At 70.7% G+C, this 15,156-nt stretch carries 12 protein-coding genes; 10 read left to right on the top strand and 2 right to left on the bottom strand.

The features are described from left to right. Positions 1-40 precede the first annotated feature (40 nt). Both HCC30_RS16230 and HCC30_RS16225 read left to right on the top strand, forming a co-directional pair. Positions 41-463, top strand: coding sequence for a secondary thiamine-phosphate synthase enzyme YjbQ (locus tag HCC30_RS16230; RefSeq protein WP_169443245.1), 423 nt, complete (start codon positions 41-43; stop codon positions 461-463). Positions 464-672: 209 nt separating this feature from the next. After that, entirely contained in the window at positions 673-1,794 is a 1,122-nt protein-coding gene (locus HCC30_RS16225) for a sulfite oxidase (RefSeq protein WP_169443244.1), read from the top strand. 61 nt (positions 1,795-1,855) lie between these two features. Here HCC30_RS16225 and HCC30_RS16220 read toward each other — a convergent pair whose 3' ends face one another. Then, positions 1,856-2,365, bottom strand: coding sequence for a hypothetical protein (locus HCC30_RS16220; RefSeq protein ID WP_240979633.1), 510 nt, complete (start codon positions 2,363-2,365; stop codon positions 1,856-1,858). Between the two features lie 173 nt (positions 2,366-2,538). Beyond that, positions 2,539-3,429, bottom strand: coding sequence for a bile acid:sodium symporter family protein (locus HCC30_RS16215; RefSeq protein ID WP_169443243.1), 891 nt, complete (start codon positions 3,427-3,429; stop codon positions 2,539-2,541). A 210-nt stretch (positions 3,430-3,639) separates the two neighbouring features. On the opposite strand from HCC30_RS16215, the gene HCC30_RS16210 reads away from it, so the two are divergent. From HCC30_RS16210 to HCC30_RS16175, 8 genes are all read left to right on the top strand, one after another. Then, complete coding sequence (locus HCC30_RS16210; RefSeq protein WP_169443242.1) at positions 3,640-4,401, top strand: SDR family NAD(P)-dependent oxidoreductase; 762 nt, start codon at positions 3,640-3,642, stop codon at positions 4,399-4,401. A 168-nt stretch (positions 4,402-4,569) separates the two neighbouring features. Next, positions 4,570-5,865 carry a helix-turn-helix domain-containing protein gene (locus tag HCC30_RS16205; protein WP_346776660.1) on the top strand — a complete coding sequence of 432 codons (1,296 nt, stop codon included), beginning with the start codon at positions 4,570-4,572 and terminating at the stop codon, positions 5,863-5,865. A 168-nt stretch (positions 5,866-6,033) separates the two neighbouring features. Continuing rightward, positions 6,034-6,804, top strand: coding sequence for a glucose 1-dehydrogenase (locus tag HCC30_RS16200; RefSeq protein ID WP_169443241.1), 771 nt, complete (start codon positions 6,034-6,036; stop codon positions 6,802-6,804). Positions 6,805-6,848: 44 nt separating this feature from the next. Next, positions 6,849-8,336, top strand: coding sequence for an AMP-binding protein (locus HCC30_RS16195; RefSeq protein WP_169443240.1), 1,488 nt, complete (start codon positions 6,849-6,851; stop codon positions 8,334-8,336). 2 nt (positions 8,337-8,338) lie between these two features. Continuing rightward, positions 8,339-10,141, top strand: a complete 1,803-nt coding sequence (locus HCC30_RS16190) for a DUF3556 domain-containing protein (protein ID WP_169443239.1) — start codon at positions 8,339-8,341, stop codon at positions 10,139-10,141. Positions 10,142-10,146: 5 nt separating this feature from the next. After that, positions 10,147-11,607, top strand: a complete 1,461-nt coding sequence (locus HCC30_RS16185; protein ID WP_169443238.1) for an NAD(P)/FAD-dependent oxidoreductase — start codon at positions 10,147-10,149, stop codon at positions 11,605-11,607. A gap of 37 nt (positions 11,608-11,644) precedes the next feature. Then, complete coding sequence (locus HCC30_RS16180; protein ID WP_169443237.1) at positions 11,645-13,084, top strand: DUF1254 domain-containing protein; 1,440 nt, start codon at positions 11,645-11,647, stop codon at positions 13,082-13,084. A gap of 41 nt (positions 13,085-13,125) precedes the next feature. Then, entirely contained in the window at positions 13,126-14,589 is a 1,464-nt protein-coding gene (locus HCC30_RS16175; protein ID WP_169443236.1) for a DUF1254 domain-containing protein, read from the top strand. The last annotated feature ends 567 nt before the right edge of the window (positions 14,590-15,156 follow it).

Below are 15,156 nucleotides of genomic sequence, written 5' to 3'. Positions count from 1 at the left end.
CCTGCCGCCCGGGCCGGCCCCGGGACGTCAGGATGGTGCCATGGCTGATTCCTTCACCACCCGCACCGTCGACGTCACCACCGGCACCACGGAGACCGTCCACGACCTCACCGCCACGTGCGCGTCCTTCCTCCGGGAGGCCGCGCACGGCCGTGACGGCCTGTTGAACGTCTTCACCCCGCACGCCACCGCCGGCCTCGCCGTCATCGAGACCGGCGCGGGCAGCGACGACGACCTCCTGACCGCCCTCCACACCCTCCTCCCGGCCGACGACCGCTGGCAGCACCGCCACGGCACCCCCGGCCACGGCCGCGACCACGTCCTCCCCGCCCTCGTCCCGCCCCACGCCACCCTCCCCGTCCTCAACGGCGCCCTGGAACTGGGCACATGGCAGTCCGTCGTCCTCGTCGACACCAACGTGGACAACCCGCGACGGCAGGTGCGGCTGAGTTTTCTGGGGTAGCCGCGGGCGGGCCGGCGGCGCATCTCTCTTACCGGCATGTCCCCGGCGGGGACGGGGCGCTCGGGCGCCACACTCGACGGGAGGAAGCCGGAGGTACCGGTCACAGGCGCCCTCCAGGTGCACGACCCGTCACACCATCCGGTCGAACCGCGCGGTGGCGCTCCGGGCGCGCACGGAGCGCCCCGCACGTCACGGAGGAGAACCGCACAATGAGCCCGCAGAGCAGCTCCGCCACCACGAGGCCGGGCCGGGAGCGTGGCGCCCCGACCGTCGCGGCCCCAGGGCTGGTCAAACCGATCTCGGCGGACGTCATGGAGGACACCGGAACCGGCCTGGACTTCGGTACCAGAGCGGACCGGATGGCGGGCCATCTCACCCCCAACGACCGCTTCTTCGTACGCAGCCACTCCCCCACCCCGCGGATCGACACCGACCGGTGGTCGCTCCGCATCGAGGGCGACGCCGTCCGCGCGCCCGTCACTCTCACCTACGACGACCTGTGGCACGCGTTCCCGCACGTTTCCGTGACGCGCACCATCGAGTGCGCGGGAAACCGCCGGGTCCTCTTCGGGCAGCAGCACGGTCAGCGCATCGCCGGCACGCCGTGGGGGCGGGGCGCGGTCGGCACGGCCGAGTGGACCGGCGTACGTCTGCGCGACCTGTTCGAAGCGGCCCAGATCGCCCCGGACGCCCGCGAGGTCATGCCCGAAGGGCTGGACGCGTGCCGGGCCCGGCGGCCGCTGCCCCTGACCAAGGCCCTGGCCGACGACACCGTGCTCGCGCTGGCGATGAACGGTGAGCCGCTGCCGCCCGACCACGGCCACCCCGCCCGGGTCGTCGTCTCCGGCTGGCTGGGCGCGGCCAGCATCAAGTGGGTGGGCCGGATCGAGGTCTCCCGCGAACCGCTCAACGTGCCCTGGAACACCGAGGACTACGTCCTCATCGGCCCCGGACACCCCGCAGCGGGCCCCGCTCTGGGCACCCCCATCCACGCACTCCCCGTGACCAGCCTGGTGGAACTCGACTGGCCCGCCCGGCTGACGGCACGGCACCGGATCATCCGGGGCCGCGCGTTCGCCGGGGAACACCGGGTCACGGAGGTCGCCTACCGCATCGACCACGGCCCCTGGCACAGGGCCGACCTCACCGGCCCCCGGGAACCGGGCATCTGGACCCGCTGGCAGTTCCCCTGGCACCCCGCCCCGGGCGAACACACCCTCTCCGTACGCGCCACCGACGACCGGGGCAACACCCAGCCGGACCACGTCCCGTGGAACCACCTCGGCTACCTCAACAACCAGGTACTCGCCCATCCGGTCAGCGTCAGGTGAGCACCGGGGGGGGCGTGGGTGAGGGGGCCGTACCGGTCCCTCACCCCAACTGCCGCCAGGCTCAGGGGAAGAGGGGCTCCACCATCGCCTCCCCGGCCACGATCCGCCAGGCTGGGACACGGACGGTCCGTGTCACCACTGCCGGTTTCGCACCCGAACCGCCGGACGGGAGCCCCATCAACAGATCTCCCCGCGCGTGTGTCAGCCGCAGGTGGCGGGCCGGATCAAGGTCGTCCTCCGCCCCTCTGTCGATCAGCACCGCGGTGTTCCCCTCGCCAGCGGTGAACAGCAGGTCAACAGTCTGGCCACCGACAACCGCCGTACGTTCAAGGCCAGTGAACCCACGCCGGCCGAGATAATCCTGAAGCCGGTCCACGAGCTGTTCACCGGTCCCGTCCTCTGTCTCCGCCCCGGGGCCCGGGCAGTAGGCCGTGTCCAGCACCTCCGCCCGCTCGGCGAGGAGGACGGGGAGTCCCGACTGGCCCTGCCAGAAGGCACGACCACCCACCGTGATCAGCTGCGACTTCGCCCGTGTGATCGCGACGTTCCACAGGTTGACCTGGCTCGTCACCCAGTGCGTCGTACGCGGCGGGGTGTTTCCCGTGGCCACCGGGCTCAGCACCATGACGTCCCCGCTGCCCGCGGACGGGGCAAGCGCACAACCGCTCTCGCGACGGCGGCCTGTGGACGAGGCCACCGCCGACGCCCTCGGCACCCTGCTCGCCTCGGAGCTCGGTGGGCCGTTCAGCCGGCGTGGCCCACTGCGGCCGAAGTCGGCTTCCCGGTGCGGGCCAGCAGGCGTCCGAAGAGCGCCGCGACAGGGATCATGAACGCCCCGTAGACCGCCGCAGGTACGGCCAGCGCGCTGCTGTCCAGAACACCCACGGCGATGGTGATCGCCAGGGTCGCGTTGTGGGCGCCGATCTCGAACGACGCGGCGATGGCCTGTGGCCGTGCCACACGCACCGCGCGCGGAACCGCGAACCCCAGTACGAGATTGAGGGCGCAGAACACGAGCACGGCTGGGCCCACATCGGCGATGTATCCGGGCAGTTCTGCGCGTTCGGAGAAGATCGAGCCGAGAACAGCCAGAGCCAGGACCACGGACGAGCCGATCCGGACCGGCCGGTCGAGGGCAGCGGCCAGGGACGGGCGGTAGCGGCGCAGCAGCATGCCCACCGCGACCGGCACGAGCACGATCGCGAAGACCTGGAGCATCTTCCCGAACTGCAGCGTGACCTGCCCGCCGCCGAGGTCCGGGTCGAAGTAGGCCAGGCCGAGGTTGGTGACCAGCGGGATCGACACGATGGCGATCACCGAATTGGCGGCGGTGAGCGTGATGTTGAGGGCGACGTCCCCGCCGAAGAGGTGGCTGAAGAGGCTGGAGATGGTGCCGCCCGGCGACGCGGCGAGCAGCATCATCCCTGCCGCGAGGACCGACGGAACCTGCAGCACGAGCATCAGCCCGAAGCACAGTGCGGGCAGCACGACCAGCTGCAGCGCCATCGTGACCGCGACTGCCCTGCGGTGAGTCCTGACGGCGATGAAGTCCTGGACGGTGAGGGAAAGGCCGAGCCCGACCATGACGAGCGCCACGGCTATGGGCAGAAAGGCCGAGATGAAGGGGGAGTTCATGCGGGCGGCTCCTACCTGGGGTGCGGCGGCGGGCGTCGATGCCGGCCACGCCGCAACGTAGGTCCGGCCGGCCGAAATGCGGACTGGTGCGGGAGGACGAAACACCTCCGCAAAGTCGTGCCCGGACCACAGAGACCCCGCCGCCCGCGCCGCCTAGCGTGATCGGCCGTCGACGCCCCGTCAGCCGACGCCGCACCTCAGGAGGTTCCCATGACAGATCTCACCGGCCGCCGCGCACTCGTCACCGGCGGCGCGCAAGGCATCGGGCGCGCCATCGCCCAGCGTCTGGTGGCCGCCGGCGCCCAGGTGGTGCTGGCCGACAAGAACGAGCAGGGCGCGCAGAACACCGCCAAGGAGATCGGCGGCGGCACCGTCGGCATACGGTGCGACGTGCGCAGTGCCGACGACGCCGGGGACGCCGTCGCCGCGGCGGTCGAGGGTATGGGCGGGCTCGACGTCCTGGTCAACAACGCCGGCATCGAGATCGCGAAGCCCGTCACCGAGCTGACGGACGAGGAGTTCATGCGTGTTCTGAACGTGAACGCGGGTGGCACGTTCCGCGCCACCCAGGCCGCGATTCCCGCTCTGGCCGCATCCGGCAGCGGTGCGATCGTCAACCTCGGCTCCGTGGCCGGCATGTCCGGCGGCCCGATGCTCAGCGCGTACTGCGCGTCCAAGGGGGCCGTCCTCCGGTTCACCGAGTCCGCGGCGATCGAACTGCGCCAGTCCGGCATCACGGTGAACACGGTCTGTCCCGGCATCGTCTCCACCGAGATGGCCGACCGCCTCGTCGCACCGATCGACGCCGTCTCGCCCGCTCCCTTCGCCGAGCTGATCGCGATGCGCCAGGGCCGACCGGGCACACCCGACGAGGTCGCGGGGCTCGTTGCGTTCCTCGCATCGGGCGAGGCCCGCTTCATCACCGGCGCGCACTACGCCATCGACGGAGGGCTCACCGCGAGCCTGTTCTGATCCGCACCGCCCCGGTCCCTGATCCGCACTGTTCCGGACATCGACGCCGTCACCTGCGCCGATGTCCGGGACACGGTGTTGTCGGCCGTTGCCGGGTCCGGAAGGCTCTGTCAGGATGACCGCGCTCGCACGGTGGGTGCGGGCGTGTACGCGACGAGGAGGGCCATCGTGGCCTTGCAGTCGGCCGCCCCCGACGAGGTGAGGCAACGCGCCGAGGCGCGCGTCGCCGCCCTGGCGGGGCACATGCGGGCCCAGCTTCCGGGTCTGACCCGGCGGCTCCAGGCCGAACTGGCCGAGAAGGTCACCGACCTGCGGGGCGACCCCCGGCTCCTCGACCTGCTCTACGGCAGCACCGAGAGCAACCTGGAGACCGTCATCGAGGTCCTGCGTTACGGCATCCCGGCCGAGGACGTCACCGGCCCCTCCGCCGCGGAGGAGTACGCCCGCCGCCTCGCCCGGCACGGCGTCTCCTCGAACGCGCTGACCCGCGCCTACCGGCTCGCCCACGAGTACGTGCTGGACTGGGCCGCCTCCTGGATCGCGGCCGAGGAGCCGGACCCCGTCGTCGCGTACGCCGCTTGCCGCCGGTTCACGAGCATGACGTTCCGGTACGTCGACAGCGTCTCGGAGCAGGTGGTGCGCGTCTACGAGACCGAGCGCGAGCGGTACCTGGCCAATCGCGGCACCGTACGGGCTGCCATGATCACATCGCTGCTCGCCGGTGAGCAGATCAAGGTCGCCGACGCCGAGGCCGCACTCGGCTACGGACTCGGTCAGTGGCACCTGGGCGTCGTCATCTGGGGAGCGGACCGCAGGACGTCCACCCAGGAGCTGCGGCACTGCGAGGGACTGCTCGCCGAGATCGCCACAGCGGCGGGCAGTACGGGACAGCCCCTGCTCGGCCGCAACGACGGCTCGGGCAGCTGGGGCTGGGTCCCGCTGGGCCTCGGAGCGGAGAGCCTCGACCTCGTACGGATGGAGCAGATCGTCGCCGCCGCCGGGTCCGGACTGCGGGTGGCGTTCGGCTCGCCCGCCTCGGGCATGGAGGGGTTCCGGCAGACCCACGTCGAGGCGTTGCGGGCCCGCACTGTCGCGATGGTCGCGGCTGAACGCGCCCGGATGGTCACCTCGTTCACCGAGGCCGGTGTCCGCGCGGCCGCGCTGCTCGCCACCGACCTGGACGCGGCCCGCAGCCTCGTGCGCGACACCCTGGGGGCGCTGGCCGCCGACACCGAGCCCGCGGCCAGGCTACGCGGCACCCTGCTGGCCTTCGTCGTCGAGAAGGGCAGCTACGTCGCCACCGCCGAGCGGACCCACCTGCACAAGAACACGGTGAAGTACCGCGTGGACCGGGCGGTCGAAGAGCGCGGAAAGCCCTTGGACCGCAACTGGCTCGAGGTCGAACTCGCCCTCATCGCCTGCGAGTGGCTGGGCGCCGGCGTTCTCACCGCCGACGCCGTCTGAGCCCTCGCGGCGCCGACACCTCACGTCCGCGGTCCTTCACCTGCGCCTCCTTCTTGGCTCCGGGGGCACGAACATGCGGCCGAGCTTTGGTTTCCCGGCACAGGGACCCCGGCCTTCCGCACGCCTAGCTTCGAGGCACATCACCCGGCCCCGAGCAGGAGGACCCCCATGCCCCAGCAGCTGAGCGGCAAGACGGCCATCGTGACAGGCTCCGCGACCGGCATCGGCTTCGCCATCGCGTCCCGCCTCGCCGCGGAAGGAGCGAACGTGGTCGTCTCCGACATCGACGAGGCTGCCGCCAAGGAGGCGTCCGCAAAGATCCCCGGCTCCGCGGCGATCGCCTGCGACGTACGGGACGAGGACCAGGTGAAGGCACTGGTGGAGGGCTCGGTCGAGCGGTTCGGGGCGCTGCACGTCATGGTGCCCAACGCGGGCGTGGCGCGGGCGATGCCGCTCGTCGAGATGGACCTGGCCGCCTGGCGCGAGGTCACCTCGGTCAACCTGGACGGTGTCTTCCTCGCCATCCGCCACGCGGCACCCGCGATCGTCGCCGCGGGCGGCGGCAGCATCGTCACCCTCGGCTCGGTCACCGCACTCGCCGGCGCACCGCTGATCGGCCATTACGCCGCGTCCAAGGCTGCCGTCGTCAACCTCACCAAGACCGCCGCCACCGAGCTCCGTTCCCACAATGTGCGCGTGAACGCCGTGCTGCCCGGCTTCGTCGGCACCCAGCTGGTCACCGGTCAGGCCGAATCCTTCGAGGAGCAGTCCGGCATGCCGGCCGGCGGGTTCGCCGCGCTGATGGACCAGAAGCAGGGGCGCCTGGGCACGGTCGAGGAGGTCGCCGATGCGGTGCTCTTCCTGGCAGCGGACTCCGCGTCCTTCTGCAACGGCACCGGCCTCCTCCTCGACGGCGGCCTCAACGCCTCGCTGTTCTGACTCCGCTCCGGACGGCATACCACCCCGAAAGGCTCCCGCACACCATGTCTCTGACCTATCTGCACTGGCGCCGACAGGACACCCCGGGCGAGCGGCCCTGCGTGGGCGACGAGCAACTGCAGTTCACCTACGACGAGTTCGGCCTGCGTGTCGAAGCGGTGGCCGAGCAGTTCGCACAGGCCGGCGTCGGCCCCGGATCCGTGGTCGCCGTGATGCTGCCGAACAGGGTCGAGCTGCTGGTCTGCTTGATGGCGGCCTGGCGGGTGGGCGCCGCGGCGACCCCGGTGAACCCTGTCTTCACCGCGGCCGAGGCCGACTACCAGATCAGCGACTCCGGTGCCGTGCTCGTCGTCAACGCCGGCCCCGGCGCACCCGACGGCGGCAGACCGTCCCTCGTCGTCGACGACCTGCGCCAGACGCCGGAAGGACACGCGCTGCCGGAGCCGTCGACCGATCCCGCCGACCGCGCCCTGCTCATCTACACCAGCGGCTCCACCGGCCGCCCCAAGGGCGTGATCCTCGATCACGCCAACATCGACGCGATGGTCGCCTCGATCTCCTCGCACCTGGAGATCACCGCGGACGACCACTGCCTGCTCGTCCTGCCGCTGTTCCACGTGAACGCCATCTGCGTCAGTTTCCTCAGCACCCTGCGCGCGGGCGGCCGTCTGTCCGTGCTGAGCCGCTTCCACCCGAAGGAGTTCCTCGCCGCCGTCGAGCGATTGCGCCCCACGTTCTTCTCCGCCGTGCCCACCATCTACGCCCATCTCGTCGGCCTGTCCGCGGAGTTGACGGCAGACACCTCCTCGGTACGGGTGGCGATCTGTGGTGCGGCGCCCGCCTCCGAGGAACTGCTGGCCGCGGTGGAGAAGCGCTTCGGTTTCCCGGTGGTCGAGGGCTACGGCCTCACCGAGGGCAGCTGCGCCTCCACCTCCTCCCCGCTGCACGCTCCGCGCCGCCCCGGCACCGTCGGCGTCGCCCTGCCCGGCCAGCGCGTCGCGGTCATGGCGGGCGACGGCACCCTGCTGCCGCCCGGCGAGCGCGGCGAGATCGTCGTCCAGGGCGCCAACGTGATGCGCGGCTACCTCGGCCGCCCGGAGGCCACCGCCGAGACCCTGCGCGGCGGTTGGCTGCACACCGGCGACGTGGGCGTCCTGGACGAGGACGGCTACCTGCGGATCGTCGACCGGATCAAGGACATGATCATCCGCGGTGGCGAGAACCTGTACCCCAAGGAGATCGAGTCCGTCCTCCATCAGCACCCCGCTGTGCAGGAAGCCGCCGTGGTGGGCGCCCCGCACGCGGTGTACGGAGAAGTGCCGGTCGCCTACGTGGCCGCGTACCCGGGCATGCCGCTGGTCGTCGACGAGCTGCGCGCACTCTGCGCCGAGCGGCTCACCAAAGTGAAGAACCCGGTGGCCGTGCACGTCCTGGACACCCTCCCCAAGAACCCCGTCGGAAAGCTCGACAAGCCCGCTCTGCGCGCCCGCCTCGCCGCTGCCCCCGCCGACCCCACCCCTCAGGGAGCCTGACCATGGGATTCCTCCAGCCCGACCCCCCGAAGGAAGACCCTCGGACCCTGCTGGCCCGCCCGTTCCTGGAGCGGATCAGAATTCTCAGCACCCACTGGGCCGAGCACGGATTCGGCGCCCCGCGCGCGGTATCCGTCATCTACGTGCTCAAGGTGGCGGTGCTCTACTGCCTGGGCGGCCTCCTCGTCGCCCGGTACACGTCCGATCTCGGTTCCATCTCCGACTTCACCTCCTGGTGGAGCGAGCCGATCCTCTACCAGAAGCTCATCCTGTGGACGGTGCTCCTCGAAGTGCTGGGACTCGCGGGCTCCTGGGGCCCGCTGGCCGGTCACTTCAAGCCGATGACCGGCGGCGCGCTGTACTGGCTGCGGCCGGGCACGATCCGGCTGCCGCCATGGCCCGGCAAGGTCCCGCTGACCGCCGGAGACGCGCGCACCGTGGGCGATGTCCTGCTGTACGCGGCCCTGTTGGCGAGCCTCGTCGTCGGGCTCGTACTGCCGGGGTCCGCCGACAGGGCTCTCGCCGACGCCCTCCCGGACAGCACCGGCGGCCTGGTGACACCCGCGGTCCACGTCGTCGTCGCCGTGCTCCTCGTGCTCTGCGGCCTGCGGGACCGGCTGATCTTCCTGGGCGCCCGTGGCGAGCAATACCTGCCCGCCCTGGTTCTGTCGGCGGCGCTCGGCTTCACCGACATGATCATCGCCTGGAAGCTGCTCATGGTGGTGGTGTGGCTGGGCGCCGGCATCTCCAAGTTCGGCCGGCACTTCACCAACGTGATCCCGCCGATGATCTCCAACGGGCCGTTCATGCCGTCCAAAGCCCTGCGTCGCGCCCACTACCGCAACTTCCCCGAGGACATCCGCCCTTCGCGACTGGCCTGGGTGATGGGGCACATCTTCGGCACCGCCGTCGAGCTGGGCCTTCCGCTGATCCTGCTGTTCTCGCCGGACCGCACGATCACCCTGCTCGCCGCCGCGTCGATGGTGATCTTCCACCTGTTCATCCTGTCCACGTTCCCGCTGGCCGTGCCGCTGGAGTGGAACGCCCTCTTCGCCTTCGGCGCGGTCTTCCTCTTCGTCGGCTACCCGGCGCAGGACGGCTACGGCGTGCTCGACTTCTCCCAGTGGTGGATGCTGCCGCTGATATTCGCCGCGCTCGCCTTCTTCCCCGTCCTCGGCAACTTCCGGCCCGACCTCGTCTCGTTCCTTCCGTCCATGCGCCAGTACGCGGGCAACTGGGCCTCCGCGACGTGGGCGTTCGCCCCCGGCTGCGAGGAGCGCCTGAACGAGCTCGCGACACCCGCGCGCATCCAGGTCGAACAGATGCAGAAGATGGTCATGGCGTACGACGAGGACGCCGCCCGGGTCGCCATGCAGATGCCGCTGGCCTGGCGCTCGCTGCACAGCCAGGGCCGCGGCCTGTACTCCGTCCTCACACGCCGGCTGCCCGACATCGACAACTACACCGTCCGCGAGGCCGAGTTCATCTGCAACCAGCTCACCGGCTGGAACTTCGGCGACGGTCACCTGCACGACATCCGACTCATCGACGCGCTGCAGAAGCGGCTGAACTTCGCGCCGGGTGAGTTGACCGTCGTATGGGTCGAATCGCAGCCGATCCACAAGGACACCCAGAGCTACCAGGTCATCGACGCCGCCCTCGGCGTCGTCGAGCGCGGCACCTGGAAGGTCGCGGACGCCGTCGAGCGTCAGCCCTGGCTGCCGGAGCCACTCGGACCCGTCCCGGTGGAGATCGAATGGGTGCGGTCCGCCGAGGACGCCGGCTCACTCGTCGCGGAAGGCTGAACACCATGACCACAGCAGCAGTCGTGGGCAGCGGCCCCAACGGCCTGGCCGCCGCGATCCGGCTGGCCCAGGAGGGGCTGGACGTCACGGTGCTGGAATGCGCGGAGCGGCCGGGCGGCGGTACCCACACCTCGGAGCTGACCCTGCCCGGCCTCCTGCACGACGACTGCGCGGCGATCCACCCGACCGGGGTCGCCTCGCCCTTCCTGAACTCCCTCGGCCTGGACCGCTTCGGCCTGCGCTGGCTGTGGCCCGATCTCGACCTGGCCCACCCGCTGGACGACGGCCGGGCCGGCGTCCTCTCCCGCGACATGACGCGTACGGCGGCCACCCTCGGCCGGGACGCGGACGCCTGGCGCCGGGTCTTCGCCCCGCTCGCCGACCGTTTCGACAAGATCGGTGAGGACGTCTTCCGACCGGTGCTGCACCTGCCCCGGCACCCCCTGGCGTTCGCCCGATTCGGCATGGGCGTCCTGCCGCCCGCGACCTGGGCGGCACACCGATGGCGGGACGAACCGGCCCACGCCCTGTTCCTGGGCGTCGCGGCACACGCCTTCGGCCGGCTCGACACCCCGCTGAGCGGATCGGTCGGAATGATGCTCGCCGCGGCGGGCCACGCGGTGGGCTGGCCCGTAGCGGAAGGCGGCACGTACGCGATCACCACCGCGATGATCCGCCTCCTGGAGAGCCTCGGCGGCGCCGTCCGCACGGGCGTCAGGGTCACCGCACTTCGCGAGTTGCCCGAACTCCTGGGCAGTGAGCCCGACGTGGTGTTGCTCGACACCGCCCCGCAGGCCGCGGCCCGCATCGCGGGCGACCGCCTGCCGCCACGCGTACGCCGGGCGCTGACCCGTTACCGCCACGGCCCGGCCGTACACAAGGTCGACTACGCGATCGACGGTGACGTCCCCTGGACCAACGAGGACTGCCGCCGCGCCGGCACCCTCCACCTCGGCGGCGGTGCACGGGAGATCGCAGCAACGGAAGCCGCCACCGCACGCGGCACCATGACCGACCGCCCCTTCGTCCTCGTGGGCCAGCAGTACCTCGCCGACCCGTCGCGCTCCGCGAACGGCGCCAACCCGCTGTACGCCTACGCGCACATCCCGCACGGCCACACCGGGGACGTCACCGAGGCGGTGACCGCTCAGATCGAGCGGTTCGCCCCCGGTTTCCGGCACCGCATCCTCGCCGTGCACGCCCGTACGGCACCCCAACTGGCGGCGTACAACCCGAACTTCGTCGGCGGCGACATCGCGGGCGGCTCCAACCACGCCCGCCAGCTGGTCTTCCGGCCCCGCGCCGCCACCGACCCGTACAGCCTGGGCGCCCCCGGGATCTATCTGTGCTCGGCCTCGACCCCGCCCGGCGCCGGTGTGCACGGCATGTGCGGGGTGCGGGCGGCGGAATCGGCCCTGGCCCACCTGAACTCCGCTGCCCGGACTTCGACCCCGGCCCGCGCGTGACCCTCGCACCTAAGCTCCCGCAGGAAAGGCCCACACCATGCCGACCTGGTCCACCGACCGCAGCATCGCCACCCCTCCCGCCCGCTTCATCCGTGCCGACCGCGTGGAGCGCGACGACTCACCCCTCAGCGACACCCTCTACGAGGCCCGTGTCCTGGACGCGTACACCATCGGCGTCCAGGCTTACGTCTACGGCTGGCCCGCGGTGCACAACTGGCGCATCCGGGCCTGCCTGCTCGACCCGGACTTCCCCCAGCACGCCCCGCTGGGCACCTTTCTCCACGAGCCGCTCCCCGCGGACCACCGCTACCGGCTCTTCGTCACGCCGAACGCGGACCTGCTGTACTCCGAGGCGTTCCTCGACCTGCGTGACGAGCCGACCGTGCTGCATGTCCCCGACACCGGCGGCATGCGCTACTGGGCGGCCCAGGTTCTCGACAGCTTCACCGACACCGCCGCCAACATCTCAAGCCGCTCTGCCGGTTCCGGCCCCGGCGACTACGCGCTCGTCGCCCCCGGCTGGGACGGCGTCCTGCCCCCGGGCGTCACCGAGGTCCGCGTCCCCACCCGCACCTGCTTCATCCTGCTGCGCACCCTGTTCGAGACCGAGGCGGACCTCCCGGCCACTCGCAAGATCCAACAGGGCTTCACGCTCACTCCGCTCTCACACTTCCTGGCCGCCACCGCGTACGAGCCGCCCGTCGTACCGGCCGACGATCCGCGCCGCGATGTGATCCGCGACGAGACCGGACTCTCCACTTCCCTCTCCTACTTCACCGTCCTGAACCGCGCCCTGGACGAGGGCGGCATGCGGCCCGCCGAGGACGGTCTGCGCCACCTCTTCGCCCGCATCGGCGTCGGCCCCGGCCACACCTTCGTCCCGGACACCCTGGACTCCGCCACCCGCGAGGGCCTCACGCGCGCGGTCGCCGACGGATGGAAGCTGGTACAGGCCCGCTCCGCCACCGCCCGCACCACCTTCCGCAACGGCTGGGTGCTGCCCGACCCGATCGCGCAGACCGGCTCCTACGGACACGACTACCTCCAGCGCGCGGGAGTCGCCCACCGCGGCATCTACGCCAACACCGCAGAGGAATACGCGGCCATGCCCGCCGTCCTCGACTCCGCGGGCCGCCCGCTGAACGGCGACGCGACCTACACGATCCACATGGACGCGGACCAGCTGCCGAAGGTCGACTCGTACTGGTCGATCACGATCTACACGCTGCCCGACCGCGCCCTGCCCGACCACGCGTCGGGCCGCACGACGGTCAACAGTCAACAGCCGGACCTGACTTACCAGGAAGACGGCTCACTCGACATCTTCATCCAGGCCGACGACCCGGGCCCCGGCCACCACTCCAACTGGCTCCCCTGCGTCCCCGGTCCGTTCCAGCTCATCCTGCGGGCGTACGGCCCCATCGACCCGGCCATCCACCACGGCGCGTGGCCGCCGCCCGCCATCGAGCGCACCTGACTCGGGCGCCGTCGGTTTCCCAGCAAGGAGGCACAGGAGCCATGACCGAACTGCATGCAGCACGCCTGAGCGGTGACGAAAAGATCGAGACCGCGTTCGGCACGATCGAGCTGGAGCACACCTTCCCGACCGACGACTCGGCCGAGCTTCTCTTCGACCAGCTCGACACACAGCGTGCCGCTCAGGCGTACCTGTGGTCGTTGCCGCTCGTCGGGTTCTTCACCTGGCGCGAACGTGCCCGCGAGGTCTTCGGGTCGACGGAGTTCGGCGACTTCGTGGTGTACGACTCGCTGCGCGAGAAGCGCGGCATCGTCACGGCGAACCTCACGACCCCGTACGTCATCAACTTCACGAGCCTGGCGGACGGCCCCGTTCTCATCGACCACCCGGCCGGCCCCACCGCTGGTGGAGTCCTGGACTTCTGGCAGCGCCCTGTTGTGGACCTCGGCCAGACCGGCCCGGACGCGGGCAAGGGCGGCGGCTATGTCGTCCTCGGCCCCGAGCACGACGCACAACCGTACGAGGACTCCGGCCGTCACGTGGTCCGTTCGGCCACGGTGAACGTCTTCATCGCCTTCCGGCTGCTCACCAAGGACCCGGAACTGGCCACGGCGGCCAAGGAAGGACTGAAGCTCTCGCGTGCCGGATCCGATCCGGCACCGGTCCGCTTCATCGAGGGCGTCGACCGCGAGTGGAGCGCGACGCCCGCGCGCGGACTGGCGTACTGGAGCGACCTGGCCGCCGCCCTCCAGGAGGAGCCTGTCCGCGAGATCGACAAGGCGTTCATGGCGATGCTCGCACCCCTCGGCATCGCCAAGGGTCAGCGGTTCGAGCCGGATGACCGTCAGCGCCGCATCTTGGAGGAAGGCGCGGCACTCGGCGAACTCCTGGTCCGCAACCTCCAGGTCAACCCCCGCTGCAGGAAGCCGTATTGGGAGCACACGAGCTGGTACAAGAGCTTCGATTTCGAGATCGAGCAGCAGAACGACACGATGCTCCAGCTCGACCAGCGCGCCACCTGGTTCTACGAGGCTGTCAGCAGCACCAAGGGCATGGTTCACCCCACCCTCGCGGCCGGCCAGGTCTTCATGACGGCGAAGCGCGACAGCGACGGCCGGCTCCTGCGCGCCGATCGCTCCTACCACCTGCACATCCCCGCCGACGTGCCGGCCGCCCAGTTCTGGTCCCTCACGCTCTACAGCGAGGACACCCGCCGCCCCTACGACAACGGCGGCACGGAGATCCGCAGCGTCAGCCTGGACAGCGTCGACGAGCAGCTCGAGTACAACGACGACGGCAGCATCGACCTGTATGTCGGCCCGTCCGCCCCGGCGGCCGCCGAGAGCAATTGGATGAAGACGGTCGGCCAGGACGGCTGGTTCGTCTACTTCCGCCTGTACGCCCCGACGGCCCCGTTCTTCGACAGGTCCTGGTCCCTGCCGGACTTCCGGAGCCACAGCGCCGGTTCGGCGGGGGCTGAATTCAGCGCATCGGCGGGCTGCTGAGCTGAATACAGGGAGCATGCGCACTCGTACGACCGGAGTGCCGAGGAGCCAGCGGGAGGCCACATCCCGAAGTCGGCTTTCACCTGGCTCCCAGAATGCCCTCCGAACGCAGGCCAGGCCCGGTACGGAATCCTCAGCACCGGGCCTGACCTGCTATTTCGACTGCCGGGATGGCGGGATTCGAACCCTCGGTCTCTTTGTCCCGAACAGGGCTCGCCCTGTTGTGGGCGAGGTTGGGGACCTGTCAGGTGCCCCAGCGCAGGTTCGCCAGAGCGCCCCAGGGCGCCAGGGCGCCAGGGCCGGCTGAGCCTCCTCCTCCACCACTGACCGGCCAACCGGTCTGTGGGGCGCGGAGCATGGGCCCCGCGCCCCTCCCGGACGTGGGCTCATGTGGGAGCCCTCACGGGGCTTTCATCGAGGATTCATCGTGGAATGCCAGAGTTTTGACTGCTTCGGTGGTCGCTTGTGCTCTTTCTGAAGACCCCATGGCTTGAAGTTGATGGTTTGTCCACCCTCATTCCGAGTAACCATGTGTGCTGAAAGATGACCCTTCGGAGGGGGACGGAA

This window comes from Streptomyces sp. HNM0574 (assembly GCF_012726235.1).
Lineage (GTDB): Bacteria > Actinomycetota > Actinomycetes > Streptomycetales > Streptomycetaceae > Streptomyces.
The sequence above is the reverse complement of the archived record's forward strand: the minus strand, read 5'-3'. Positions and strand labels throughout refer to the sequence as shown.